General features: G+C 51.6%; 17 protein-coding genes, 3 tRNA genes and 3 rRNA genes. 8 read left to right on the top strand and 15 right to left on the bottom strand.

Translation table 11 applies throughout. From position 1 onward, the window contains the following. Positions 1-167: 167 nt before the first annotated feature. The 7 genes from LDN30_RS00085 to LDN30_RS00115 form a co-directional block, all read right to left on the bottom strand. Positions 168-1,118 (bottom strand): alpha-hydroxy-acid oxidizing protein, encoded by a 951-nt coding sequence (locus LDN30_RS00085; protein WP_223928380.1) that lies wholly within the window; start codon positions 1,116-1,118, stop codon positions 168-170. A gap of 154 nt (positions 1,119-1,272) precedes the next feature. Beyond that, on the bottom strand, positions 1,273-2,184 hold the full coding sequence (locus LDN30_RS00090) for a hypothetical protein (protein WP_223928381.1): 912 nt from the start codon (positions 2,182-2,184) through the stop codon (positions 1,273-1,275). Positions 2,185-2,591: 407 nt separating this feature from the next. Further along, positions 2,592-2,704: ribosomal RNA gene (gene rrf, locus LDN30_RS00095) — 5S ribosomal RNA — on the bottom strand. A gap of 98 nt (positions 2,705-2,802) precedes the next feature. Beyond that, positions 2,803-5,710 (bottom strand): 23S ribosomal RNA (locus LDN30_RS00100). Between the two features lie 238 nt (positions 5,711-5,948). Continuing rightward, a tRNA-Ala gene (locus tag LDN30_RS00105) sits at positions 5,949-6,022 on the bottom strand. 29 nt (positions 6,023-6,051) lie between these two features. Next, positions 6,052-6,125: transfer RNA gene (locus LDN30_RS00110), tRNA-Ile, on the bottom strand. Between the two features lie 171 nt (positions 6,126-6,296). Then, positions 6,297-7,827: ribosomal RNA gene (locus LDN30_RS00115) — 16S ribosomal RNA — on the bottom strand. Together the 16S, 23S and 5S rRNA genes with 2 tRNA genes alongside form the textbook arrangement of a ribosomal RNA operon. A 719-nt stretch (positions 7,828-8,546) precedes the next feature. Between LDN30_RS00115 and LDN30_RS00120 the strand changes: the two genes are divergently transcribed. Beyond that, on the top strand, positions 8,547-9,368 hold the full coding sequence (locus LDN30_RS00120; protein WP_223926601.1) for a PfkB family carbohydrate kinase: 822 nt from the start codon (positions 8,547-8,549) through the stop codon (positions 9,366-9,368). Beyond that, a complete protein-coding gene (locus LDN30_RS00125) occupies positions 9,368-11,029 on the top strand; it encodes a putative transporter (RefSeq protein WP_223926602.1) in 1,662 nt (553 codons plus the stop codon). Before LDN30_RS00120 ends, LDN30_RS00125 begins: the two co-directional genes overlap by 1 nt. A gap of 187 nt (positions 11,030-11,216) precedes the next feature. On the opposite strand, the gene LDN30_RS00130 is transcribed toward LDN30_RS00125, so the two are convergent. Further along, entirely contained in the window at positions 11,217-12,830 is a 1,614-nt protein-coding gene (locus LDN30_RS00130; protein WP_223928382.1) for an RluA family pseudouridine synthase, read from the bottom strand. Positions 12,831-12,963: 133 nt separating this feature from the next. Between LDN30_RS00130 and LDN30_RS00135 the strand changes: the two genes are divergently transcribed. Continuing rightward, positions 12,964-15,132 carry a glycoside hydrolase family 127 protein gene (locus LDN30_RS00135; protein ID WP_223928383.1) on the top strand — a complete coding sequence of 723 codons (2,169 nt, stop codon included), beginning with the start codon at positions 12,964-12,966 and terminating at the stop codon, positions 15,130-15,132. A gap of 40 nt (positions 15,133-15,172) precedes the next feature. Here LDN30_RS00135 and LDN30_RS00140 read toward each other — a convergent pair whose 3' ends face one another. After that, positions 15,173-16,246: a glycerate kinase family protein gene (locus tag LDN30_RS00140; RefSeq protein WP_223928384.1), complete on the bottom strand. Its 1,074-nt coding sequence runs from the start codon at positions 16,244-16,246 to the stop codon at positions 15,173-15,175. A 220-nt stretch (positions 16,247-16,466) separates the two neighbouring features. Between LDN30_RS00140 and LDN30_RS00145 the strand changes: the two genes are divergently transcribed. Further along, a complete protein-coding gene (locus LDN30_RS00145) occupies positions 16,467-17,435 on the top strand; it encodes a glycoside hydrolase family 5 protein (protein WP_223928385.1) in 969 nt (322 codons plus the stop codon). 314 nt (positions 17,436-17,749) lie between these two features. Beyond that, a tRNA-Gln gene (locus LDN30_RS00150) sits at positions 17,750-17,820 on the top strand. 374 nt (positions 17,821-18,194) lie between these two features. On the opposite strand, the gene LDN30_RS16360 is transcribed toward LDN30_RS00150, so the two are convergent. Next, entirely contained in the window at positions 18,195-18,323 is a 129-nt protein-coding gene (locus LDN30_RS16360) for a hypothetical protein (protein ID WP_262901939.1), read from the bottom strand. Positions 18,324-18,650: 327 nt separating this feature from the next. On the opposite strand from LDN30_RS16360, the gene LDN30_RS00155 reads away from it, so the two are divergent. The 3 genes from LDN30_RS00155 to LDN30_RS00165 all read left to right on the top strand — a co-directional run bounded on the left by LDN30_RS00155 (position 18,651) and on the right by LDN30_RS00165 (position 24,023). Further along, positions 18,651-19,172: a hypothetical protein gene (locus LDN30_RS00155; protein WP_223928386.1), complete on the top strand. Its 522-nt coding sequence runs from the start codon at positions 18,651-18,653 to the stop codon at positions 19,170-19,172. 175 nt (positions 19,173-19,347) lie between these two features. After that, on the top strand, positions 19,348-23,721 hold the full coding sequence (locus LDN30_RS00160; protein WP_223928387.1) for a hypothetical protein: 4,374 nt from the start codon (positions 19,348-19,350) through the stop codon (positions 23,719-23,721). A 113-nt stretch (positions 23,722-23,834) separates the two neighbouring features. Next, positions 23,835-24,023, top strand: coding sequence for a hypothetical protein (locus tag LDN30_RS00165; RefSeq protein ID WP_223926608.1), 189 nt, complete (start codon positions 23,835-23,837; stop codon positions 24,021-24,023). A gap of 712 nt (positions 24,024-24,735) precedes the next feature. Here LDN30_RS00165 and LDN30_RS00170 read toward each other — a convergent pair. The 5 genes from LDN30_RS00170 to LDN30_RS00190 form a co-directional block, all read right to left on the bottom strand. After that, complete coding sequence (locus tag LDN30_RS00170) at positions 24,736-25,095, bottom strand: DUF6717 family protein (protein WP_223926609.1); 360 nt, start codon at positions 25,093-25,095, stop codon at positions 24,736-24,738. Positions 25,096-25,144: 49 nt separating this feature from the next. After that, entirely contained in the window at positions 25,145-25,363 is a 219-nt protein-coding gene (locus LDN30_RS00175; protein WP_223926610.1) for a hypothetical protein, read from the bottom strand. Between the two features lie 16 nt (positions 25,364-25,379). Then, the gene (locus LDN30_RS00180; protein ID WP_223928388.1) at positions 25,380-25,988 is read right to left on the bottom strand and encodes an N-acetyltransferase; all 609 of its coding nucleotides are present in this window, start codon (positions 25,986-25,988) and stop codon (positions 25,380-25,382) included. Then, positions 25,975-26,166: a hypothetical protein gene (locus tag LDN30_RS00185; RefSeq protein ID WP_223926612.1), complete on the bottom strand. Its 192-nt coding sequence runs from the start codon at positions 26,164-26,166 to the stop codon at positions 25,975-25,977. The genes LDN30_RS00180 and LDN30_RS00185 overlap by 14 nt, the downstream gene beginning before the upstream one ends. 106 nt (positions 26,167-26,272) lie before the next feature. After that, positions 26,273-26,626, bottom strand: coding sequence for a DUF6717 family protein (locus LDN30_RS00190; RefSeq protein WP_223926613.1), 354 nt, complete (start codon positions 26,624-26,626; stop codon positions 26,273-26,275). Positions 26,627-26,675 lie beyond the last annotated feature (49 nt).

Genomic DNA, 26,675 nt, shown 5'->3' on the forward strand with positions numbered 1-26,675 from the left:
AATCAATCTATCCAATAAACGGAAAGAAATAAACATTATTGCCACAACAATACTACAAATCGCACCGGCACCATGATTATGATGCCGGTGCCGATATACTATTTCAGTTATGGACTCTTCGATTGTACTGTCACATGCCCGACTCAGGAACTATTCGCAGACGGCGTTCAGCTGTGATGGATAACTGTGGGGTCGAAAGAGTAGGTATCGGCAATGCCGGTGTACATCATCATCTCTTTCAACTGCTCATTCATCCTACGGACTTTCTTGACGACCCCATCCTTACCCTCCTTCAGCAGCGGAGAGAGGATGCCACGCCCCACGGCCACAGCGTCGGCACCGAGGGCCAGAGCCTTGTAAGCGTCATAGCCACTGTCAATGCCACAGTCGACGAAGACGGCGACACCACTTCCCGCAAGGGCTCTTTTGATATCAGGCAGGATGAAGGTAGGAGGGACACCGAAAGGTATACGGCCATGATGGTGGGAGACTACGATTGCCTTGCAGCCCGCATCTTTAGCCTTCACTGCGTCAGCAACGGAGAGTACTCCCTTAGCTATAAACGGCAAAGGCGTCGACTCTGCGTACCGTTTAAGGTCACAACTCGTTACCGTTGCAAGCGGTTGTCCGTCGACAATGTCGAAGTGACCGTCCCTGCCTGCGATGTGGTCAACGTCTATGCCTACAGCGAATGCGCCATGAGCTTCAGCAAAAGCTATCTGCTTGCGAATTATATCATGATCGGCAAACGGCTTAATAATCCTTACCGTCGGTGCACCAACATCGGCTATAGCCGCATATTCGCTGTCGGGCTCCATACCGACCCAGTTGAGAAGATTCATCTCCTTGGCAGCTTTGGCATAGGCCTGCATTGGTTTCCGCCCGTCCTTACCAACCTTGTTGAGATGCGAGAAAGCAGGCATCATTATTGGTGAGCTGAACTTCCGTCCGAGAATTTCAGTTGTAAGGTCGGGCTCAACAGAATCTATCACCCTCATCTCAACCATAAGATGATCGAGATAATGTCGGTTGATAACGTTGGCATCGTCGGCCCGGCCGCTCGTAACTGGTATAAGTCCTGCCGGACCGGGCCAAGGACTCTTTATCTTTTCTTCCATTAGTCGTTTTTTAATTATAAGATCTCCACTTTGATGTTTTTACACCAATCAATGAAGCAACGTCTAATACAGCCATCTTCGTTACAAACCGTCAGAATTATTATCCGGTGGCTAACAAAGCCATAGCTTATTAGAGAGAGAACAAAAAATATTTTTATTCCTTTCCGCCAACTATCCGTATGTCAACAGTCTGGTTGCCCATAGGTCCGTCCTCTTCACTTACGCCGATACCCGCTGGGGTTGAACCATGAAGGGTAACATTGGCAGTGGTGATGGTGTTGCGCGTGATAGGAATCAACGTAGTATCGCGGATCACAGTACCATTGCTTGAATACCAATCAGAGTACAACTTTATGTTGCCGCCGTAATCCTCCTTGGTACTGTTGACAATCTGATGGAAAGTATAAATCTCATTCTGGTCATAGGTCGCGTCGCCAGCATGAACCACGAAAGAATAGTTTTCGAGGTATCTGAAGACGACATATCCATCTTTCGGCGGCTCAACGACAAAGTGAATACCGAAATAGCTGCGTCTCAAAGGAATCGTAGCAGAATCGGCTGTGGCGGGATCGTAATCGACGAGCTCACCATAATTAGTATATACACGAGGATATCGAGTCGTCGTAGTATCGGTGAGGCTGAAAACACCCTCCGTCATTTCGTCGTTATTAACATTCTTCGAGTAAACGAACGTATTAGTCAACGCACCAGGTTTACCATTAACTCGGAACGGTCGTAAGTAGCTGACGCCGTCATGATAAACAGTATCTTTATAGTTTTCAACCTTAACGCATTCGAACTTGTATTTCTTTCCCTCTTGAAGAACGATTTTCGTATCCTTCGCAGAGTCAAAAAGCCCGTAAGCAAATTTCTCATAGCCATCTCCCTTCTTTAGGTAAACATTAATGGCATAGTAACTTTTTGGGGCCACGGCCCGCACTATTGGTGCAGTAGACGTAGTCACCTGCTCCTCGCTGAGCTTCAGTGTCACCTCGCGAGTCGTTGTCGATTCTCCCTTAGTCGTGCCGGCATCCTCAGCAACGGAGTTGGTACATGATATGAACAAAGCCAAGGAGACAAAAGTCAGAAAGGCAAACAAAACTTTAGTAGTGTGTAGATAAGTTTTCTTCATAACCGGTGCTTTTAGTTAAAATTATTTCGCTAAGTTACGATACTTCTCTTCCGAAGCTACTGCAAAGATAATAAATTCGTGAGGCGAAATCAAGTAAATCGCGATTTTTTTTCGAAGAAATTTTGGGGGATAGATGTAACCATAAGAAACATAGAGGGTTAGCAAGATCAATAATTTTCTATAAAAACCTATCATTTCGCTATTTCTTATTGTTTCTATAGCTCCTATTATCTCCTATAGCTTCCTATGATTGCCTATAGCTCCCTATAAATTCCTATACCCTCCTATAACAACCAAAAAAGAAGCCCCGAGTGCATTGCTGCTCTCAGGGCTTCCTGGAAAAAAGGCGGCTTCCTACTCTCCCGCATTGCATTGCAGTACCATCGGCGTAAGTGGGCTTAACTTCTCTGTTCGGAATGGGAAGAGGTGGGACCCCACCACAATAACCACCTGATAATATTTTTCGACCGCATCACGATTTCGTGAACATGCGGCGTATGGGTGACACATCTAACAAGCGAAACCGTTAGACAACTCAAAGTATAACCTTATGACTGAAAGTTTCGGGCAATTAGTAGCGCTCGGCTTTGACGTCACCGTCTTTACACCTGCGCCCTATCAACGTCCTCGTCTCGGACGACCCTAAAAAAGGAGTTCTAATCTCGCGGATGGCTTCGCGCTTAGATGCTTTCAGCGCTTATCCTAAACCAGACTCAGATACCCGGCGGTGCACCTGGCGGCACAACCGGTAGACCGGAGGTCTGTCCGTCACGGTCCTCTCGTACTAGTGACGGCACCACTCAAAACTCCTGCGCCCACGATAGATAGAGACCGAACTGTCTCACGACGTTCTGAACCCAGCTCGCGTGCCACTTTAATTGGCGAACAGCCAAACCCTTGGGACCTTCTCCAGCCCCAGGATGTGACGAGCCGACATCGAGGTGCCAAACCACCCCGTCGATATGAGCTCTTGGGGGGGATCAGCCTGTTATCCCCGGAGTACCTTTTATCCTTTGAGCGACGGAGTTTCCATACACGTCCGCCGGATCACTATGCCCCAGTTTCCTGCCTGCTCGGGATGTCTCCCTCCCAGTCAAGCGCCCTTATGCCATTGCACTCTTTGAGGCCGGTTACCAATCGGCCCGAGGGCACCTTTGGAAGCCTCCGTTACACTTTTGGAGGCGACCACCCCAGTCAAACTACCCGCCAAGCAGTGTCCGCACTCACAGCGCGTTAGACCTCAGACAGCCAAAGGGCCGTATTTCAAGGATGGCTCCAAAACCACTGGCGTGGCTCCTTCATAGCCTCCGGCCTATCCTACACATCGGATGACCAAGGTCAGTGCTAAGCTGTAGTAAAGGTTCACGGGGTCTTTTCGTCCCATCGCGGGTAATCGGCATCTTCACCGATACTACAATTTCACTGAGCTCATGGTTGAGACAGCGTCCGGATCATTACACCATTCGTGCAGGTCGGAACTTACCCGACAAGGAATTTCGCTACCTTAGGACCGTTATAGTTACGGCCGCCGTTTACCGGGGCTTCAATTCAATGCTTCGTCCGTGCGGAGTGACATCTCCTCTTAACCTTCCGGCACCGGGCAGGTGTCAGGCTGTATACTTCATCTTTCGAGTTCGCACAGCCCTGTGTTTTTGTTAAACAGTTGCCTGGACCTATTCTCTGCGCCTCATATTGCTATGAGGACCCTTTATCCCGAAGTTACAGGGTCAGTTTGCCTAGTTCCTTAACCATGAATCTCTCAACGCCTCAGTATGTTCTACCCGACCACGTGTGTCCGTTTGCGGTACGGGTTGCGGCCAGATATGCTTAGCGGATTTTCCCGGCGGTCTGATTACCCGTGCTGTCAGGGACTTCCGGAGAAGTCCCCGTACTTTCGGCGTTCAGCTCGGAAAGTGGATTTGCCTGCTTCCCTCATTGCCTACGGCCTTCAACGCACAAATCCGTATGTGCGCGACGGTGTCACTACCGCGTCTCCACATCGCTCCGGCCGCAAGTCACGGAATATTAACCGTGTCTGCCATCTGCCTCACCGTTCGGCTTAGCATTAGGTCCCGACTGACCCCGGGCTGATTGGCATCGCCCGGGAAACCTCGGTCTTGCGGCGAGGGGGATTCTCACCCCCTTTATCGTTACTTATACCTACATTTGCTTTTCCATATCCTCCAGGATAAATCGCTTACACCATTCGACGGATATGGAATGCTCCCCTACCGATACTTTTATTATTTACTATCCCGCGTCTTCGGCAACTGCCTTATACCCGATTATTATCCATGCCCGGACTCTCGACTAGTGAGCTGTTACGCACTCTTTGAATGAATGGCTGCTTCCAAGCCAACATCCTAGCTGTCACTGAGGCCAGACTTCGTTAGACTAACTCAGGCAGTATTCCGGGGCCTTAGACGGCGGTCAGGATTCTTCTCCTCTCGGGGACGGACCTTAGCACCCGCCCCCTTACTGCACCGATGCGTAGCGCAAGCATTCGGAGTTCGTCAGGACTTGACAGGCGGTGAAGCCCTCGCGTCCTATCGGTCGCTCTACCTCTCGCGCTAATCTCGGCACGCTGCACCTAAATGCATTTCGGGGAGTACGAGCTATCTCCAAGTTTGATTGGCCTTTCACTCCTACACTCACCTCATCGAGAAGCTTTTCAACGCTTATTCGTGCGGACCTCCATCCGGTGTTACCCGGACTTCATCCTGGGCAAGTGTAGATCACTTGGTTTCGCGTCTGCCCCATCCGACTCTTGCGCCCTCTTCAGGCTCGCCTTCACTGCGGCTAGGTGTCTTAGACACTTAACCTTGCCGGACATGGCAACTCGTAGGTTCATTATGCAAAAGGCACGCCGTCACATATTATCTATGCTCCGACCGCTTGTAGGCACATGGTTTCAGGAACTCTTTCACTCTCCTGCTCGGAGTGCTTTTCACCTTTCCCTCACGGTACTCGTTCACTATCGGTCTCACGCCAGTATTTAGCCTTGCCGGATGGTCCCGGCGGATTCGCGCAGGATTTCTCGTGCCCCGCGTTACTCAGGATACTGATAGGCCGCCGTCGGTTTCGCATAAGGGGCTCTCACCCGCTTTGGCCGGACTTTCCAGACCGTTCCGCTCACCTAAAACGTACCACAGCTCAGTCCTACAACCCCGGGGGAGCGTTGCCACCCTCCCGGTTTAGGCTCTTCCCCGGTCGCTCGCCACTACTGGGGGAATCATTAATTTATTTTCTTTTCCTCCTGGTACTAAGATGTTTCAGTTCCCAGGGTTAGCTTCGATAGCCTGTGCTATCGATGAGCGGTCTTCTACCGCCCGGGTTGTCCCATTCGGAAATCCGCGGGTCAAAGGCTATTTGCGCCTCACCGCAGCTTATCGCAGCTTATCACGTCCTTCATCGCCTGCGTGAGCCAAGGCATCCACCATGCGCCCTTAATTACTTTCTTGTCGCTTTCATCTGTCATCCTCGAAAGAATAACAGAGTGAATGTAGCTCATACTTTCAGCTGTCTTGTCTATAGAAGTCATTTCCACACGGTCCCGATGCTAAAAGCAACGACACCTATGGAACGATTTCCACAGAAATGAACATTGTTGATTGTTCTTTCTACAGTTTCGCTTGTATCAATATGTCAAAGATCTTTTGAGAACATCAAATCTCTTTGCTGAAATTTGATTCCCAAAGTGGAGAATAACGGATTCGAACCGTTGACCCCCTGCTTGCAAAGCAGGTGCTCTAGCCAGCTGAGCTAATCCCCCGTCAATGTCAGACGAGAAGTGGCGAGATGTAGTCCCAGGCAGACTTGAACTGCCGACCTCCACATTATCAGTGTGGCGCTCTAACCAACTGAGCTATAGGACTATTGTTCTACGACTCCGGGATGGCTCTGTCCAAGACCTGGGCATCATCAAAAAGCCCGGCTTCCTCTTTCTCGCTATATAAAAAAGACAGAGGGTGAGAGGTACAAGTAAGACCGATTGCCTTAACTTCAAAGATAACGTCTATAGGATCAAACTTAACGCTCCTCTCCAGAAAGGAGGTGTTCCAGCCGCACCTTCCGGTACGGCTACCTTGTTACGACTTAGCCCCAATTACCAGTTTTGCCCTAGGCCGTCCCTTGCGGTCACGGACTTCAGGCACCCCCGGCTTTCATGGCTTGACGGGCGGTGTGTACAAGGCCCGGGAACGTATTCACCGCGCCATGGCTGATGCGCGATTACTAGCGAATCCAGCTTCGTGGGGTCGGGTTGCAGACCCCAGTCCGAACTGTGGGGGGATTTAAGGATTTGGGCAAGCTTGCGCGCACCCCGCTCTCTGTGCCCCCCATTGTAACACGTGTGTAGCCCCGGACGTAAGGGCCGTGCTGATTTGACGTCATCCCCACCTTCCTCACACCTTGCGGTGGCAGTGTCTCCAGAGTGCCCAGCTTGACCTGATGGCAACTGAAGAGAGGGGTTGCGCTCGTTATGGCACTTAAGCCGACACCTCACGGCACGAGCTGACGACAACCATGCAGCACCTTCACTGAGGCCCCGAAGGGCATCACCATCTCTGGATCTTTCCTCAGCAATTCAAGCCCGGGTAAGGTTCCTCGCGTATCATCGAATTAAACCACATGTTCCTCCGCTTGTGCGGGCCCCCGTCAATTCCTTTGAGTTTCACCGTTGCCGGCGTACTCCCCAGGTGGGATGCTTAACGTTTTCACTTGGCCGCTTACGTTAGACGCAAACAGCGGGCATCCATCGTTTACCGCGCGGACTACCAGGGTATCTAATCCTGTTCGATACCCGCGCTTTCGAGCTTAAGCGTCAGTAACGCTCCCGTCAGCTGCCTTCGCAATCGGAGTTCTTCGTCATATCTAAGCATTTCACCGCTACACGACAAATTCCGCCAACGTTGCGCGCACTCAAGACCGTCAGTTCGCGCTGCAAGTCAGGCGTTGAGCGCCTACATTTCACAACACGCTTGACAGCCGGCCTGTGCTCCCTTTAAACCCAATAAATCCGGATAACGCCCGGACCTTCCGTATTACCGCGGCTGCTGGCACGGAATTAGCCGGTCCTTATTCGCGGGGTACCTGCAATGAATGACACGTCACTCACTTTATCCCCCCGTAAAAGCGGTTTACAACCCATAGGGCCTTCGTCCCGCACGCTACTTGGCTGGTTCAGGCTCTCGCCCATTGACCAATATTCCTCACTGCTGCCTCCCGTAGGAGTTTGGACCGTGTCTCAGTTCCAATGTGGGGGACCTTCCTCTCAGAACCCCTACTGATCGCGGGCTTGGTGGGCCGTTACCCCGCCAACAACCTAATCAGACGCATCCCCATCGCAAAGCGGTGAACCTTTACTGCAATTCTGATGTCATCATCACAGCACATAGGGCATTAATCTTACTTTCGCAAGGCTGTGCCCTACTTTGCGGCAGGTTGGATACGCGTTACTCACCCATTCGCCGGTCGTCGCCCAGCAAAAGCAAGCTTTCGCTGTCGTTACCCCTCGACTTGCATGTGTTAAGCCTGTAGCTAGCGTTCATCCTGAGCCAGGATCAAACTCTCCATTGTATAATATCTTTATAGACCCGAAGGCCTACATTAGTCTGTCCGAGTCAGGAACGTTCGTTTTATTAAGATCCGATAACCTGTTATCTTTTTCAACTCATCCCTTCCAGTATATATAATAATGTATAGGCATCAGCCCGTGCACCATATAAATAATGTACAGGACAGAAATTGAACGGCTCGTTTCTTTTCTTGTACTACTCTCTGTCTCTTATGTAATCCTTTCAAAGAACTCTTTCTTTTTTTGGCGGCCCGTCCTCTTCCGAGTTGGCTGCCCGGCTTCCGTTGCGTCTCAAAAACTAAGTGTTATTGATTGTTTCCCGAAAAGCGAGTGCAAAGGTAGGGGTTTATTTTCATTCCCGCAAATGTTTTGAGAAAAAATATTCGATTTTTACTAAAGTTTTCGGATTATTTGACAAAATAGAGAGACTGTTGGCGCGCACACATTATTATATTAAGAGGGATGGGGTTGATGGGGTTGATGGGGTTAATGGGGTGAATGGGGTGGACGAAAAAGGGGAAACGGAGGGGGCGAGGGGGATAATGAGGAGGGGGCGAGGGGGATAATGAGGAGCGAGGAGGATGCTGAGGAGGGATGATGGGGGAATGAAAGGGAAATGAGAGATGAGAAACGTGAGGAGGAAAAAATTAAGTTCAATGTAATGTCAATATGTGGATTATAATGATTACCTTTGCCGCTGATTAGAGATAATAGATAAGAAATGACCGCAAAACAGATATTGATTATCAACGACCTGTGCAGCTACGGCAAGGTATCGACGACGGCAATGCTGCCGATCCTCTCCTACCTCGGCGTACCGACAGGCATCCTCCCCACATCACTTGTCTCGAACACCTTTGATTACGGCAAGTACAGCATGTTGGAGACCACGAAATTTATAGAAGGGGCCCTCGATTCCTGGCGCGAATTCAGTTTTGGTTTCGATGCCATAGCCACCGGTTTCATTCCATCGCGGCACCAGGCCGATATTATCGCCCGCTACTGTCGCGAGGAGGCAGGCAGGGGCACCACTATCTTCGTCGACCCAATCATGGGCGACGAAGGACAGCTGTACAAAGGGATGGCTGCCGACGAGCTTGTCGTCTCTATGCGCGAGATGATTTCCGTTGCCGACCTGTGCTATCCGAACTATACCGAGGCCTGCTATCTTACAGGCATGGAGTACAACGAGGACGGTGTGAGTCGCGAAAAGGCTAAGGAGCTCATCGACGGACTACGGTCGATAGGAACAAAATCGGCACTCATAACGTCGATTGATGTCGACGGTCAGCCGTCGGTGGCCGGCTATAATGCCTCCACAGGGGAATATTTCTTTCTGCCTTTCACCGAGATTCCGGTTCATTTTCCCGGCACCGGCGACATTTTCTCAGCCATTCTCATCGGGCATCTGATGAACGGCATGAGCCTCACCGACAGCACCCGCAAGGCTATGGACGGAGTCTACACCCTCATCGACCTCAATAAAAACAATCCCGACAAGAATCGCGGCATACCATTGGAACGCTATCTATCTGTACTGTAATGGACTTAGTAAATTCACTTTTCAGCGTTTCGTCGGCCATCGAGGCCGTCGTCGTCATCTCGATGATCTGTGCAGCAGGCCTCGCCTTGGGCAAGGTACGCTTCTTCGGCATCTCCCTCGGCGTGGCTTTCGTGTTCTTCTTTGGAATCATGTTTGGCAGTTTCGGCATCACCATCGACCATAACATGCTGCTCTGCCTCGAGGACTTCGGCCTGGCTCTGTTCGTCTATACCCTTGGTCTCCACGTCGGTCCGAACTTCTTCGGTTCGTTCCGCCAGGAAGGTATGTCGCTCAATCTGTGGTCGTTAGCCGTCATCGTCCTCGGAACCATCATGGCCGTCGTCATGACATTCTTCACCGGCATCAAACTTCCCGACATGATAGGTGTCCTGTGCGGTGCCACGACGAACACCCCTGCCCTCGGTGCGGCGCAGACAGCCCTCGAGCATATCGGCATCGGCGGTGGCCGCGCAGCCCTCGCCACGGCTGTCACCTACCCCCTCGGTGTGCTCGGCGTTATCATAGCCATGGTGTTCATCCGCCGGTTTTTCGTTAGTAAAGACGATCTCAGACCCCGCCTCACCGGTGAGACCGACAATACCTTTATAGGCCAATACCTCATTGTCAACCCCGCCTTGGAAGGCAAGACGATAGCCTCCGTTGCCCACGACACCCACGCCCACTTCATCATCAGCCGTCTGTGGCGTGCCGGCGAGGTTATCCTGCCCATGGCCGACACCATTCTGCACATCAACGACAGTCTGCTCGTGGTGACTAATAAGGACGACGAGGGTGCCATGCTCATGCTCTTCGGCAAGGAGATGGACAAGGACTGGAACAAGGCAAAAATCGACTGGAACCATATCGACTCGAATGTCGAGAGCCGTGTAATCGTCCTCACGAAAGCCCAGCTCAACGGCAAGAAGCTCGGCGGTCTCCGTCTGCGCGACACCTACGGCGTCAATGTCAGCCGCGTCATCCGTGGCGACATCAAACTTCTTGCCACCGACGACCTTGTGCTGCAGTATGGCGACCGTCTGACCATCGTAGGCCGTCCCGGCGATATCGACAATGCCGAGAACTTCCTTGGCAACTCCGTCAAGACACTCAACGAGCCCAATGTCGGCAGCATTTTCTTGGGAATGGTCCTCGGTCTCATCCTCGGCTCCATCCCCATCGCTCTCCCCGGTATGACAAGTCCCATCCGTCTCGGTCTGGCTGGAGGTCCGATCATCATGGGAATCATCGTGGGAGCCCTCGGACCCCGTATGCACTTCATCTCCTACACCACCCGTTCGGCCTCGCTCATGCTCCGCCGCCTCGGTCTGGCACTCTACCTTGCTTGTCTGGGTCTCGATGCCGGTAGTGGATTCATCGACACCGTCCTGCGCCCCGAGGGACTGCTGTGGATAGGAGTGGGATTCCTGCTCACCGTCGTTCCCGTGACAATCATCGGCGTTATCGCCTTGAAAACCAAGAAGTTCGACTTTGGCACGATATGCGGAATACTCTGTGGTTCAATGGCCAATCCCATGGCTCTGAGCTATGCCAACGACAGCATAAAAGGCGATGCAGCCAGTGTCAGCTATGCCACCGTCTATCCCTTGGGAATGTTCATCCGGGTCATCATAGCACAGCTGTTGGTCATGTTCTTAGTCTGATTTTACGATTTCCGGCAAGCCGGGAGCACAAGTCGGAGGCATAACATAATCCACGAATCGCCCATATCTACACTAAAAAAATTCGTACAGATTAGTGGAGGGACGAATCCACGAATCCCACTAATCCACACTAATATGGCTTTAAAATTAGTGGAGAATAGCACAGATTAGTGGATAAGAGCAGCCATCAGAAATCGGGTGGCAGGGTGAAAGTCATTTTTCTTCCGTTGGCAGGATGGACGAACGACAGCCGCCGTGCTTGCAGACACAGCCGTCCACCATCGTAATGTCCATAGAGACTGTCGCCGCGGATAGGCGCATTGAGACCGTCTGGCGACGCACAGTGCACGCGCAACTGATGCGTTCGTCCCGTCAGCGGTTTCAGTCGCAGCCGCGTAGAGCGACCGTCGGTCGCGATGACCTCATATTCGGTGTGGGCCTCCTTGCCATTGGCGAAGTCGACTTTCTGGCGCGGTCGGTCCAACAGGTCGGGGCCTATCGGGAGGTCGACAGTCCCTTTCTCTCCGGCCACGTCACCATCGACAATAGCCTCATACTCCTTATCAATGCGCCGTTCCTCGAATTCCCGGCGCAGCAGCCGCTGTGTTGTCTTATCCTTAGCCACCACGAGGAGTCCACTGGTGGCCATATCGAGGCGATGGACGACAAGGGGCTCGGTGCCGTCCCACCTCTCGGCGAGAATGCTCACCACACTTTCCACATCGTCTTTACCTGGTACCGAAAGGAGTCCGGCAGGCTTGTCGACAACCGTCAGATAGCTGTCGTCGTAGATTATCCTCAGTTTATGTACCGTCCTTGTAGTCAGCGGATTGCCCGCTACATCGACACCTTGCAGCATCCAGCTGAGAATGGGTTTGCACCGTCCGCCACATGCAGGATAGAAATGGCCGTTCCGCCGCAGTTCGCCGCCGGGAGCAGGTCCCCACCAGAACGACGCCATCCTCAACGGGCGCATTCCGTGAAGATAAGCATACTGCAACAGCTTCGGCTCACAGCACTCGCCAGCCCCCGACGGGCATACGGTGCCATAATCGCGAAAGATATCCGGCATCGCCTTTCGCTCGCCACGGCCGTTGAGAAGAATAAATTTACCGAAGAGCCACGCCTGCAGATGGTCGGAGAGAAGGCTCCTCCGCCGTTTGAGGGCGGCAATCTCCCGACTGTAGTTTTCCACGTCTTTGGTCATTGCTGCGAGCCTGTCGCGGTACAGCACCTTTGCCCTGTGCACTTCAGCCTTCAGAAACTGGCTCTCGCGCTCCATCGCCTTGGCCTCATCAGCCGACAGGCCGCCCTCACGGCGACGGGCATCGCGGCGCACCTTAGCCTCATTCATAACCTCCCGACGGTGCGAAATCTCATCGTCAGCCTCACGCCGAAGATACTCATATTCAGCGACTTTACAATGATATTCGGCACTATCCGACAATTCCGAAATCCGTTTGTTAATATCAGAGATTACGGCCTCGTGGGTCTTAAAATAGCCGTCGGGCTGCAGATAGTCGTACACCGGCGGACAGCCCCGCCACTCCTCGCCGATGGAACGCAGCGTATTGTCGTCAATCTGACCCGAAAAGGCATTGAGAAATCCCAGCTGCCCATGATTATCGACGACGAGAACACCCCACATCTTCCCCTCCGCGGGACTGGCCGGCAGGTGGCTTTGCAGCTCACCGACGGCAGCCATCGTCAACGCGTCGGGAACATAATGGAACGGATAGTTGAGCGTACGGTCGTCGGGCAGGCTACCGTCGAGTTTATGGAAAAGGCTGCAAGCCATCATTGTCGTTTTGAGTTCAGAGTTAATTGTCGAATGCAAAGTTACATAATAATTGAGCAAAAAGCACACAACAAAGTTGAATATTCAAGATAAAAGCACTACCTTTGCATCATAACGAACACTAATCTATGACAAAATGAAGAAAATATCAATCCTTCTACTATCCTGTTTTGTTGCCACCGCCGTGCAGGCCACCAACCCGCCTGAGCGCAGCACAGGCTATCCATACACCCAAGTGCCGTTCACCCAGGTCAAGGTTGCGCCCTCGTCGTTCTGGGGCCAGCGCCTCGCAGCCGCCCGCAGCGTCACCGTTCCGTTGGCGTTCAGCAAGTGCGAGAGCGAGCACCGCTACCGCAATTTTTCGATGGCGGCCTACACCCTGCAGCATCCCGGTCACAAGGGCTTGCAGACCAAAGAGTGGAATGTGGGCACATTCATGGGCTTTCCCTTCGACGACACCGACGTGTACAAGACTATTGAGGGCGCGAGCTATCTGCTCCAGACCTATCCCGACACCCGACTGAAAAACTATATCGACAGCGTGCTCACCGTGGTGGGTGCCGCCCAGGAGCCCGACGGCTACCTGTACACCGCCCGCACCATCAATCCCGAGCACCCACACCCCTGGTCGGGACAGCACCGCTGGGAGAAAGAGGAGGTGCTGAGCCACGAACTCTACAACCTCGGCCACATGGTCGATGCGGCCTGCGCCCACTATCAGGCTACGGGATCGACGAAATTTCTTGACATCGCCCGCCGTTATGCCGACTGCGTAGTACGCGAGGTGGGACCAAAAGAGGGGCAGGCTACCGTCGTTCCGGGTCATCAGATTGCCGAGATGGCCCTCTGTCGCCTGTATCTCGTCACCGGAGAGAAGAAATATCTCGACGAGGCGAAATACATGCTCGACTATCGCGGAAAGACGAAAATACACGACATTTACTCGCAGAGCGACAAACCCATCACCAAGCAGAAAGAGGCCTGGGGCCACGCCGTACGCGCCGGATACATGTACGCCGGCATAGCCGATGTCGCTGCGCTCACCCAGGACAGCGATTACATACGTACCATCGATGCGATATGGAATAATATTGTAAGCAAGAAATACTATATCACCGGCGGTGTGGGAGCCCGTCATGCCGGCGAAGCTTTCGGTGCCGACTACGAGTTGCCGAATATGACGGCCTACAACGAGACCTGCGCCGCCATATCGATGGTATACCTCTTCCAGCGGATGTTTCTCCTCCACGGAGATGCCAAATACATCGACTGTCTGGAGCGCACCCTCTACAACGGCGTCATCGACGGTATGAGCGTCGACGGAGGCCGATTCTTCTACCCCAACCCACTGGCCAGCGACGGCAAGTACCGCTTCAACTCCGACAACACCCTCACCCGACAGCCGTGGTTCGGCTGCGCATGCTGTCCGAGCAACCTCTGCCGGTTCATTCCCTCGTTGCCGGGATACATCTATGCCGTCAAGGATAACAGTCTGTATGTCAACCTCTTTGCTGCCAACACAACGAAGTTGAAGGTCGGCGGAAAGGATGTGGTCGTCAGCCAGACAACCGATTACCCATGGAACGGCGACGTCAAGATAAAGATTGAGAAGAATAACGATCCCGACCTCGCCCTCCACATCCGCATACCGGGATGGACACGCGGCGAGGTTGTGCCCAGCGACCTCTACACCTTCGTCGGCGACACCGTGGACGACAGCACCCGCTGGACGGCGACAACATCCAACGGCAAGAGCCTCAGCCATAGCACGTTAGACAAGGGCTATCTCGTCGTCGACAAAAAGGCCATAGGCCGCAAACTGAAAGCCGGCGACGAGATTATCGTCCATTTCGACATGACACCGCAGATGGTTAAGGCCAACGACCGCGTCAGTGCCGACCGCGGCCGCGTGGCCTTCGAGCGCGGACCGCTCGTCTATTGTGCCGAGAGTGCCGACAACACCGGCTATGACGTTCTCCACACCGTTGTCGCGACTGCAGCGTGCCCCGACAAGAACAGCGGAGACTGCCAGAAAGCCTCTGCCACAGGCCATTGCTCATCATGTCCGGCCCCGGCAGCGGAGGTCGTTGCCGACTACGAGATTCGCAATACCGAGGCCGACGGCAGCACGTTCACGGTGACCGCGCTGAAAGTTCCGGCCCAGGCCCTGAAGGAGGACCACGGCGGCACCATCGCCATAGCTCCTGTCACCCTAACGCTCATTCCCTACTACGCCTGGAACCACCGCGGGGCCACACGCATGAACATCTGGTTTCCACGGGGATTACGGATGATGGAAGAGTAACGGAGCCGCAAACCGACACGGCTGTCACCCACCGATAATTCTATTGCAAGGCGGCCGAAATCGACTCTCTGAGGTTGCGCTCAGCCACAGCCTTATCCAACGGGTTCTCGCCATCGCGCAGGAACCCGTTGATGTTTATAACCCTGGCGAATCCGGCAGCGGCGAGGTCGAGTTCGTCCTCCACCCTTCCGGCCACAAGCCACACCTCCGGACGGTGTTCCGAGGCAGCTGCATGGGTCAGCACCCGCGAGGGCAGCTTACCCATAAGTGTCTGAGCGTCAGCACTCCCCTCCCCCGTGACAATGATGTCGGCATCGGCAACGGCATCGTCGAAGCGCAACTTACGCAGAAGCATGTCGGCACCGCTCTCTATCCGGGAGTTGAAAAACTGCAGGAAAGCATAGCCCAGCCCGCCGGCAGCACCGGCGCCGCGACGTGGCGCCGCATCGTGACCGCAGTGACGGGCACTCAGTCGGGCGAAGGTGGCGGCACGGTGCTCAATCATGAATACCATCTCCGGCGAGGCCCCTTTCTGCGGCGCAAAGACGCTTGCTGCCCCGTCGGCACCAAGCAGGGGGTTGTCGACATCGGTAGCTAACGCCACGTCGATGTCGTCGAGGTGCAGATCGTCGACGGTACCGCCGTCGGTGAGGTTGTCGATGAGGGCACGGAGCATGCCGATACCGCAATCGCTCGTCGCCGTTCCGCCAAGGCCTATAATCAGATGATGGCAATGGCGGCGTACAGCCTCAGCCACGAGTTCGCCGACGCCATAGCTTGTAGCACTGAAAGCATTGCGCCGTTCGGGCTCGACGAGGGTCAGGCCGGCAGCCTCAGCGACCTCGATGATGGCAGTATCGCCGGCAATGGCAATGGCACCGTCGCGGCGGCGCATCAGCGCATCGTGGGTGGCGACGGTCACACGACGGGCTCCCCACGCCGCCGAAAAAGCATCGAGCATACCCTCACCGCCGTCCGAGACGGTGAAAGTCGTCGACGGCAGACCCGCGGCGGCAAAGGCGGCAGCAGCCGACGCATTGGCCTCAGCGGAGGTCATACAGCCCTTGAAGCTGTCGATGGCCACGACGGCCTTACGTTTCTTGTTTTCTCTCATATCGTTCTCTCCTTATTTATATCATATTCCGGTGACCGTCAATCGCCCCTCACGAAGGAACAGACTGACGGCATCCGACATGCGAAGATAGACAAAAATATTAAAAACAATTAATCTTTAACCTTTTTTCTTGCCGTTTGCCATATTTTGCATAACTTTGAATTCTGAAATAATCGGCTTAAACCTATACAAACATTCAACAACCAAATATTATCAACTTATGAAGCACTTTCTGAAGACTATCCTTACCGTGGCGTTGCTGCTCCTGTGCACCGCCGCTTCATCACAGTCGCCTGTCGCCCGCTACGGACAGCTGCAGGTCAGGGGCGCCCAACTCTGCGACAGCAAAGGCCGTCCCGTCGTCCTCCGTGGCGTCAGCCTCGGATGGCACAACCTCTGGCCGCGGTTCTATAACACCAAGGCCGTCGACGAACTTGCCGACAAATGGCATGCCACCGTCATCCGTGCGGCTATGGGCGTGAAAATTGAGGACAACTATCTCGAGAACCCCGACTTTGCCATGAAGTGCATAACACCGGTCATCGACGAGGCCATAAAGAAGGGTGTTTACGTCATAATCGACTGGCACGCCCACGATATGTACACCGACAAGGCCGCCGACTTCTTTGGTCGCATGTCGGCAAAATACGGAAAATATCCTAACGTCATATACGAACTGTTCAACGAGCCCGTAGAGGATTCGTGGGAGTCGCTGAAGAACTATGCCACCACCGTCATCGCTGCCATCCGCAAGAACGACCCCGACAATATCATCCTCATGGGCTGCCCGCACTGGGACCAGGACATCGACAAAGTGGCGGCGAGCCCAATCACCGGTGTCACCAATGTCATGTACACCGTACACTTCTATTCCGCCACACACAAGCAGTACCTCCGCGACCGCATGGCCAAGGCCATTGCCGACGGCATACCGGTATTCGTCAGTGAGTGCGGAGGCTGCGAGGCCTCGGGCGACGGATTCCTCGACACCGACGAGTTCAACAAATGGGTCGACTGCATGGAGAAGCTGAAGGTGAGCTGGGCATGCTGGTCGCTGTCCGACAAGAACGAGACGTGCTCGATGCTCCTGCCGAGGGCCAAGGCCACTGGCGATTGGGACAAGGACAAGGTCATCAAACCGTGGGGCGAGCTCGTCCGCACAACGCTCCTGAAGTATAACGGGAAATAAGCTTTTCCGACCGCGTCACGAGGTAGGTCCGTCAATTACAGAGCCCGCCACGTGGCTCTATGCCCACCACTTCGTACCAAATTCGAATACGTTTCCACACTGGATTGACGTCTGGCTAAGGATTAATGGCGCGCGAAAAAGGATTAGCAGTGGCATTATTGGCGCGTAATAAACGAGCTATAGATACATTCTTGAAGCCTAACAGCAGGACTATAGTGGTCCAAAGATGAGAAAACGAAAGAATAAATATTCTTCTTTTTATTTGGATTTTTCACCGAAAAGCAATACCTTTGCAACCGCAATAAATATATGATTGTCCCATGGTGTAATGGTAGCACTACAGTTTTTGGTTCTGTCAGTGGTGGTTCGAGTCCGCCTAGGACAACGCTTTATTTTGCCAACTGCTTGATTTATAAGTGGTTGGCTTTTTCTATTTTCTGAATAGGTCAAATTTAGGTCTGTTCGCCTTTCGATCATCACTTTTTCAGTATAATGCCGTGGTTGAATTTTTGTGGCTCTTCATCAAAAAAATGACGAAGTCGGGTTTGAAAAAGGATCTTACATGAATAATAATTCTTTAATTCTCTAATTCTTGATATTTTTCAGCGGTTGTGTCATTCCTGAGGATGGGCATGAAGCCCTCCCCTGCACCGGGTAAATGCGATCAATGTATGAATTTCCCCGAGCAGCAGTGGTGCCAGTGCAGGGAAGGGCTTCATGCCCTTTCTAAAACAATGTTCGACATATTTCTCAAATATATCACGGGTGCCTCAGGAATAACACCGACCCGTCGACGGTGGCGCCTTTGGCCGCAATGAAATTGGTGCAGGTGCCGGCTTCCATGACGAAGGCAAAGAGCGCCGCAATGGCTAATGTAAGTTTTCTCATCGTTATAATGGTTTTGTAACGTAAAATTACTAAAACTATTTCATCCCACTAACTGATTCAAAATAAACGTTTTACCACTGTGAAAAGGGAAAATTACGACTGTGTGCGCAAACTGCGCAAATCATGCAAACGTTAGCATAAATAAAGATTGAAATATTTATGAAATAATTAGCATCTGTGATACGAAATGTATAACTTTACAGGGCAAAAATGAAATTCTTGCGGTAATGCCGCAGCGATGTTGATAATATTTACGACAAAAGGTACGTCAGCGTTTTCCTTAAACTTAATAAGACTTTAACTAACTTATCACTATATAATATGTATATGAGATCGAACTTAAACACATTGCAACAGCACATCTCAGCTCTTTGCATGTTCCTTGCACTGATGTTTGTGCCCTCTACGCTTTCAGCCAATAGCGACAACAGTCAGGCAACCGATGTCTATCTGCTCACGGCGCAAGACATCAACGGCACAACGGGCAATTATAATGTGCCCAGCCCTCACCAATTTGCCAACTCGTCGGGGTCGGTATACACCTATACCATCACGTCCATGCCGACTACGGGCTTCTCGTTCCGCATCGGTGTCAAAGGTTGGGACAAAGACATGCAACAGTACACAGACGGCGATGCCCTGACCATCGGCGGGAGCTATACGATCACGACAGACTGCTATGGTAAAGCCAAAGCCTGGAAGGTGAGCTATACCGAAAACGAATACAAAAGCCTCACCATCACCGTTGATTTGTCTACTACCCCCGTTGTGAAGATCACGGGCGTAAAAAATACTGGGGGGGGGCACTTCCACAACTTGCGCTCCAGGACTCTATATTGCCGGAGATAAATACGGTAAGACGGGGGACCAGTACATCTACAAGCTGCAACGCAACAAAGATAAGCAATACTATATTTCGCTCAATGCCATAAATGGGGCAGAATGGAGCAATGTACAAAGTTATTCTACCGGAAATGGCATTGACAATTATTATATCAGCACGATTGGCCAGACGTATCACTTGGTGTATATAGACGACCAAGGCAAAGAAACTGATTACTATCCTTCTACTAATGGCTACACATTGACAGGCAGTGATACCAACACAGGCAGCGCTAAGACAAACGGATTTTCTACTACCACAAACACTAATTGGGAGATTGGCGTGTTGAACAGTGCCGATAAAAATGGTGGTATCTACAATTTCTATGTAAACACCGATGTCAATGGCGTGCCGCAGAACTGGTATTATGAAGCCGACCAGACCAAAGTCGTGGCTTATGAGGTGAATGAATCCACCCATACCACCGACGCCTATCTCTACTGCACCAGGGCGAATACCACCGGGGCATATAATAAGAACTTCTTCGGTATGGTCTCTTTCGTCAAGGATGGCTATCTCTCATTTCTGTTTGCTGACAAGACTTATGGAAGGAGAAAGAATAGCACCGACGCCCATGACCAGGCTGTTGCTGCCGACAGCCCAAGTGCTATGCAATTCAGTAAGGACCACCTCGATACAGGTATCTACACAACCGAGTTCAACCCCACGCGTGACTATATTATATCCGGCGACATGAAGCCGTCACGCATCTTCATCATCGGTTCTGCCCTCAATTCAAATTTGAAAAATACCTTTACTGATTGGGATCCGTCCAATGCGGTTGAGATGCCATACAGCATTGAGGAAGGCTGCTACAAGGCTACGGTCACATTGAACAAAGATAAGCAGTTCCGTTTCCTCCTTGATCATAATCAGTCGGGCGTAGCTACATCTTTGGATAATAATTTTGGTGAAGATAGCAATAAGCCAGGTGCTGGTGGTGACACCGACTATAATAATAAGGTGCAGGTGGAATCTTCTTCTTCTTCTGCAGGTGAGAATATCGTATTCAATCCCGAGACGAATAATTACATCGTACGCTTCTATGTAGAGCGTAAGGCAGACAAGACGGGATTCCAATGGACAAACGACTACGGCATCTACCGCTATACAATAGAAAAGCCTGAGCGTCTGAATGCCACCATCACCCCTCCGACAGCCACCGTCAACTATGCTGCCTCGCTGACTCCGAAGGTCGGCGTGGTGGGTACAACCGCTGAGAAACGCAAATACGCCTTCACCATCGACGGCTCAGACCCGACCATCGATCCCGCCACCGGCGAGGGCACGGGCAAGACAGTCGTGAGAACATACGACTACGACGCGGTAGTGCCGACCAATGATGTCTACACCTTCTATATGTCGGCGACGGACCAGCTCACCTATCTCGACGTCGACGGAACGGAGCATACCCTCGACGGCAACACCGTCACCGTGAAGGCACAGGCGGTGCAGACCATCACGGAGGGAAGTAAATCTCGCCTCGAAGGCGATATCGCCACGGGCACCTATGTCTTCAAGACTGCCGGCATAAAACCGGCGGGCAGCTACACGATCAGTGTCAAGAACGACGATGAGACCAACTATAACGCCGGCATACCGTCGATCAACAAGGTGAAGGCTACCGTCACCGTCAAGAACGAGAAGGGCGAAGACGACGGTGTCGACGTCTACTACACCATCGATGGCACCGACCCCGTGGCAGTCGGCAATGTGAACGCACGCCTCGTCAACAAGGACCGTAAGATAAATGTCTACGGCATCGTCAACCTGGTACATGGCGCGAAAAACTATATCCGCGTGGCTATAGCGGGGTCGCCAACTATGAATGGAGACGACGGAAAGACGCACGCCTCCTGTGAATACGACCTGACGTGCAGTACCTCAGAAGGAGGATACATCAACTACCGCGATGGATACACAAATCCGAGCTTGAAGACCTACGGCGGCGACGGGCATATCGTCGTGTACATCTTGCCGTGGTCGTCGAATCAAACAACATATGCGCAGAAACCCACAAATCCTACACCTAAAAGTGTTGAGAACTGTACAAATTTCCGTGTTCCTTTCATCTACGCTTACGAGAATATCGACAAGGACGGTGTGGTGGAATCAAAAGCGCTCACACACGCCACTCACACCATTGACGTCTTGCTTGATGAGGTGTTTGGACTTCCTACCATCGAAAAAGGGGGCTCTAAGTGCTACTGGTCCTATGTCGACCTCGTCCCCGATAACGACGATAAGGAGGTGAATATCGAGATGGGGTATTACGACATGATAACTAATGAATTGAAACTCACCCCCGCTACCATTGCCAACGTGCACAATGACATGTTCTTAGAGTTTGACGTGGCGACAGGACAGATAAAGGATGTCACGCATAAGTATACCAAGGACTACTTCTACACCATCGGCGAGAGCGGCACGAAGCGCGAGGCTGCCAACCCCAAAGCCAATGAGCACTTCTTCTTTGTACAGGTGCCGGAGGCATGGACCATCAATGGCAACAGTGTAAAGGTCCTTCAGAACGGTACCGAGCTGAGCGGTGCCAATGTCACGGTACAGGGCAGCGCCGAGACCTCCTGTCTCTCAAAGGTCTGCAAGATCAGCGTACCGGCAACACTCGCTGAGGGGACCAGCCTCACCATCCAGCCGTATAATGGCAAAAATGGCAGCTCGCAGAAGTTGACGGTCAACTACGTGAATGGCGGATATTATTTCTATGAGTCGGCATTGCACTATACAAAAGATGCTCCGCTCGTCTTCGGCGCCGATGCCGACGACGACAAGGACCAGCGACCTAAAGGGCGTCGGGATGTCAACCATACCCTTGAAACACAGCCTGCGAAACGAGTGGCAGGAACTGGATATATGGGATATGGAGACTATACGTATTATCTGACACCGCATTGGAAAGACGGTTCCAACAATGAGGTGCCTACGACCAACGTCACAGACAACTGGAACGGAGAGTCGGCAACGGTCAACACCATCGCTGCTGGGACTACTATCTCGCAGACCGTCGATTTACACACTGCGGGTCAGGGTCTCTATACGGTACAGATGATTGTAAGAGGCAAGGAAGGTGCCAAGGCGACCCTACAGTTGGTTGGTAGCGATTATACTGTTAAGGGAGAGAAAAAAGGAAACTCCTCAGCCTCTGTCAGCAAGACGTTCGCCGGATACGATGCCCAGGGTACCGTCACCACCGACGGCCGCGTTGAATATCTGCTGAAGACAGACACGAAGAACGGATGGCAGAAGCTCGAGACGGTAGCGTCAGTGGGCAGCGAAGGAAAACTGAAAATCAGTCTGACAGCCGATGGCGGTGAGTTGCAGCTCTCCGACGTGACACTGCTATGTAATGCAAATACTCCTCCTGACGTACTTGGTGAAGATGATGGGAAACCCATCTACTATTATAGACCGACAATATGGACGACGGCTCCGACGGGCAAAGACGTCACGGAATATGATCTCACGGCCCGCCAATCTGCCAATGCCTTCAGTTTCTTCGACCGTGGCGACAACCGCAATGCGGTCATCTACGCCGACAAGAACACGGTGCTCGGAATGAGTGAGAACACGTACAACGTGGCGGTGCCGATATATGATGACTCAGAAGAATCTCCTGCGAAGCACGGAACGGTCTTTCGTTCTTCGGGTTCTGATCCTGGGAAGAGTGAGCCTGATTACTGGAAAGGCAAAGCCTTGGTATGGGAAGATGAACCGGACGCATGGGTTAACAATAACTCCTGGGGAACGACTGTCTATACAATATGGAACGGATTCCGCTGGAACAGAAAATTCCTCGGCACGACCACCGATGGCCCCGGCGCGAGGAACACGATCTTCCTGCCTTTCTCGATGAGTGAGAATCAGATAAAGGCGATCTTCGGTGACGGCGCAAAGGTATATAGTATCGAATCGGTAGATGCGCCGAAACTCAAAGTCACGGGAATACAGGCGACACGAACGAATCTCGAAACGTACGAACAGGAGACAGGAACGGAGGCCAATGTACCCTATATCCTCGAACTGCCGGAGACAAAGGATGGCGTGTCGTACGACGACGAATTGGATACAGAGTTCTCGAAGTATGAAAACTATTCTAACGCTACACTGATAGGCGATCAGGATCATCCTCAGGGTGAGTTCGTGGGCGTGTACAAGTATACTAACATCACGTCGAAGAGCGATGGAACTTACGATTACTATTGTTATGACGCCGAGCGCAACGGCATTTTCAACTTCTTCAGTAACGAGGGCGCTGACATCAAACCGTTCCGCGCTTATCTGAAGATAGACAGGAGTGCGGGTTCGAAACCTTTCTACTACTTCGTTGTTGACGAGGGAGGTACGACGGGCATCGATGGTGTGAGCGCCACGACGCTCACCGACGACGCACCGGTGTATAACCTTCAGGGACAGTTGGTCAGAAAGGCAGGACAGCACACACAGTTGCCGAAGGGCCTCTATATTCAGAAAGGCAGAAAATTCGTTCAGCAGTAAAAAGGAAGTCGATATGAAAAAGAAATATATCAAGCCTATCACCGAGTTTATAGTGACACAGCCAGGGGAGATAGTGTCTGATTCTTTAGTTCAACAACTGAAAGGAGGTCGATATGAAAAAGAAATATATTAGACCTGTCACCGAGGTTATCGTGACACAGCCAGGACAGATATTGTCTGGATCTGACACCGGAGCGCATCACGCTGCATCCAAGGAGAATGGGTCGTTCAATGATGGTGACGAGGACGACGGTACCGATAACACCGGTTGGGTGAGGGTCGGCAGTGTGTGGGACGATTGAGCTCCCGCAATTAATCTCTTATGTCTTGTGATAGTGCGGGCGGGGTCTTCCCCGCCCGCTTTTTTATCCCCACCCTAACCTGACGGTATTGATGTCCCCCACGTGCGGGCGGGGTTTATCCCCGCCCTCGCAGCTGCGGGGTATTTACATCAATTCTTGCTCGTTGCTGATAGGACAGGGATAAACCCTGTCCCTACGGCGGCTGAGTGCTGCAATGCAGCATACATCCAGTGCAGGGGAGGGCTTCATGCCCTCCCTCAAAAAATGTCCCAACCGATATGAAAAAACACCACCGATTTGATATGTGACCGCCGAAAAATATGTCGAACATTGTTTTAGGAAGGGCATGAAGCCCTTCCCTTGCACTTGCACCATCTTCGCTCGGGGAATCATAACATACATATCCATGCATCGATCGTACATTTACCCGGTGCAGGGAAGGGCTTTATGCCCTCCCTCAAAAAATGTCCCAACCGATATGAAAAAACACCACCGCCAATTTTGGAAAATATGTCGAACATTGTTTTAGGAAGGGCATGAAGCCCTTCCCTGCACTGGCACCACTGCAGCTCGGGGAAATGCGATCAATGAGACAAAGCTCCAATGGAGATATGGCTCATTCCAACAGCCTGAAAGAGTGGTAACTCCTGTACTCATACCGACATTAAATTCAGGGTGAATTTCTCTGATTTGTGTAGATGCATAAGGGCCTTTATATCTTCTTCAAATAAAGATACTTCGGATACCGCCCCAGCACAAACAGCGTGACGGGGCAGATCCATACGCTTCGATGTAAGTTCTCGAAACCAGTAGCGTCGTAATCGGCTCCATAGAAGAGATTGCTGTAGGTCTTGGTCAGAATACTATAACCTGAGAGGGAAATGGGATGTTTGCATGCTATGACTTCAACACGAATGGTTCGTTTGCCGTCAGCCAAGTAGCTGCATAGCTTGTCGGCACCACCGACCATCGCAAGGTTGTGGTGAGCGAACGGCCAATCAGGGAAGTCCACATACCACACTCCGTCGTCTTCACGATGGAATGCTAAGTCGTACTTGCTCCGTCGCATCATCGCATTTCGGAGCAAGCGCCCAATCACCTTTATTATATGAAAAACCTCATTATTCCATTCTGCCGTATTCTATTTCCTTGTCAAGGAAGTCGTAGACATAACCAGGGGCCTGGAAATAAAGGCCGGAGCGTGGATCAGACAACTTTTCATAAGTTTCAGAATTATAAAGCGTGTCCAAAGCATCGGTCATTGGCATCTTTCTCCGTTCCATAAGCATGACGGCGAGGTCGCGAGTCATACCTTCAAGCATATAATCGAAGTCCGTCATAGTTTTCTTGGATACTCTACTTTGCCCGTAATGAATTCCTCTTCAGTAAGATGAGGTCGCGATACATTAATCTTGTTTCCAATTTTTCGGAGATGTTTACATCTAAGGCACGGTATTCCCGCTCCTGTTGTTCCGTACTGAAAAACAATTTCAAACCATTGCGCTGATAGAAATCTATAAGACCTGGCTCGTTGTATGCATCAACTATAAGATGCCTACATCCGGATTTGTTATCATCGCTTGTAAACCATTGTGCAACGAAATCAATAATTTGAGGTCCAAGGTGTGCGTGCTGATAGCGTAAGTCTACACCTAATCTGCCAAGCAAAACTGCGAGATAGTTGATCAATCCCTTCGACTGATGAACTTCATAACCTATCTTTTTCTTGCGTGCATTAGGGAGTCTTTTAGTAAAAATGCTGGCGTTGGCAACTGTAAAGGCAGCGACTATATTTGTTGGAGTGTCTTCTGGAACAAAGACATAAGTCTTTCCGAACAACTCCTCTTGGTAATCAGAAGCGTCATTCAGAAAGAAATCATTAATGTCATTCCTACCACAATCAAAGTTGGAAAAATCCGTTTTCCCAGGTACAAGCGGTAGAAACACAAGATCATTCAGCGTCATTGCCTTTCATCTTTTCAAGGAAACGACGTGAACGTTCTACAATGCTCATGCACTTTGCCTGAGCATCCGCATCATACTTAGAGCCTGCAAGGTTTTTGGCATTGTATTCTGCTTCTTTAACGAAGCGGTCGGCCACCTCACCTGTAAGTACAGGTACATTACTTATCGCTAAAGCCATAATATTATCCTCCTTAGTTTATTTCTTAGTTGCAAAGGTACGACATAATATCCAAAATTCCAAGAAACGAAGGAAATTAAATTTATCAAAGTAGGCAGTTACATATCTATTTCACGTAGATATACTTCGGATACCGCCCTAACACGAACAGCGTGACGGGGCATATCCATACGCTTCGATGGAAGTCCTCGAAACCAGTTGTGTCGTAATCGGCTCCATAGAGGAGGTTGCTATAGGTCTTGGTTAGGAGACCATAACCTGAGAAGGGAAGAGAATGCTGGCTTGCTATGACCTTAACACGAATGGTCTGTCTGCCATCCGCCAAATAACTGCATAGCTTGTCGGCACCACCGACCATCGCAAGGTTGTGGTGAGTGAACGGCCAATCAGGGAAGTCCACATACCACACTCCGTCGTCTTCACGATGGAATGCTAAGTCGTACTTGCTCCGTCGCATCATCGCATTTCGGAGCAAGCGCCCAATCAACCTTATTATATGAAAAACCCTC

It is taken from the genome of Prevotella lacticifex (assembly GCF_019973375.1).
GTDB classification, from domain to species: Bacteria; Bacteroidota; Bacteroidia; order Bacteroidales; family Bacteroidaceae; genus Prevotella; species Prevotella lacticifex.

Bases quoted from the DNA above. Each gene is read 5' to 3' on its own strand.
- LDN30_RS00135 (WP_223928383.1), top strand. From the start codon at position 12,964: ATGAAGAAAATATCAATCCTTCTACTATCCTGTTTTGTTGCCACCGCC.
- LDN30_RS00125 (WP_223926602.1), top strand. From the start codon at position 9,368: ATGGACTTAGTAAATTCACTTTTCAGCGTTTCGTCGGCCATCGAGGCC.
- LDN30_RS00180 (WP_223928388.1), bottom strand. From the start codon at position 25,988: ATGACGCTGAATGATCTTGTGTTTCTACCGCTTGTACCTGGGAAAACG.
- LDN30_RS00140 (WP_223928384.1), bottom strand. From the start codon at position 16,246: ATGAGAGAAAACAAGAAACGTAAGGCCGTCGTGGCCATCGACAGCTTC.
- LDN30_RS00170 (WP_223926609.1), bottom strand. From the start codon at position 25,095: ATGATGCGACGGAGCAAGTACGACTTAGCATTCCATCGTGAAGACGAC.
- LDN30_RS00175 (WP_223926610.1), bottom strand. From the start codon at position 25,363: ATGACGGACTTCGATTATATGCTTGAAGGTATGACTCGCGACCTCGCC.
- LDN30_RS00145 (WP_223928385.1), top strand. From the start codon at position 16,467: ATGAAGCACTTTCTGAAGACTATCCTTACCGTGGCGTTGCTGCTCCTG.
- LDN30_RS00155 (WP_223928386.1), top strand. From the start codon at position 18,651: ATGAGATCGAACTTAAACACATTGCAACAGCACATCTCAGCTCTTTGC.
- LDN30_RS00165 (WP_223926608.1), top strand. From the start codon at position 23,835: ATGAAAAAGAAATATATTAGACCTGTCACCGAGGTTATCGTGACACAG.
- LDN30_RS00085 (WP_223928380.1), bottom strand. From the start codon at position 1,118: ATGGAAGAAAAGATAAAGAGTCCTTGGCCCGGTCCGGCAGGACTTATA.
- LDN30_RS16360 (WP_262901939.1), bottom strand. From the start codon at position 18,323: ATGAGAAAACTTACATTAGCCATTGCGGCGCTCTTTGCCTTCGTCATG.
- LDN30_RS00120 (WP_223926601.1), top strand. From the start codon at position 8,547: ATGACCGCAAAACAGATATTGATTATCAACGACCTGTGCAGCTACGGC.
- LDN30_RS00185 (WP_223926612.1), bottom strand. From the start codon at position 26,166: ATGGCTTTAGCGATAAGTAATGTACCTGTACTTACAGGTGAGGTGGCC.
- LDN30_RS00130 (WP_223928382.1), bottom strand. From the start codon at position 12,830: ATGATGGCTTGCAGCCTTTTCCATAAACTCGACGGTAGCCTGCCCGAC.
- LDN30_RS00190 (WP_223926613.1), bottom strand. From the start codon at position 26,626: ATGATGCGACGGAGCAAGTACGACTTAGCATTCCATCGTGAAGACGAC.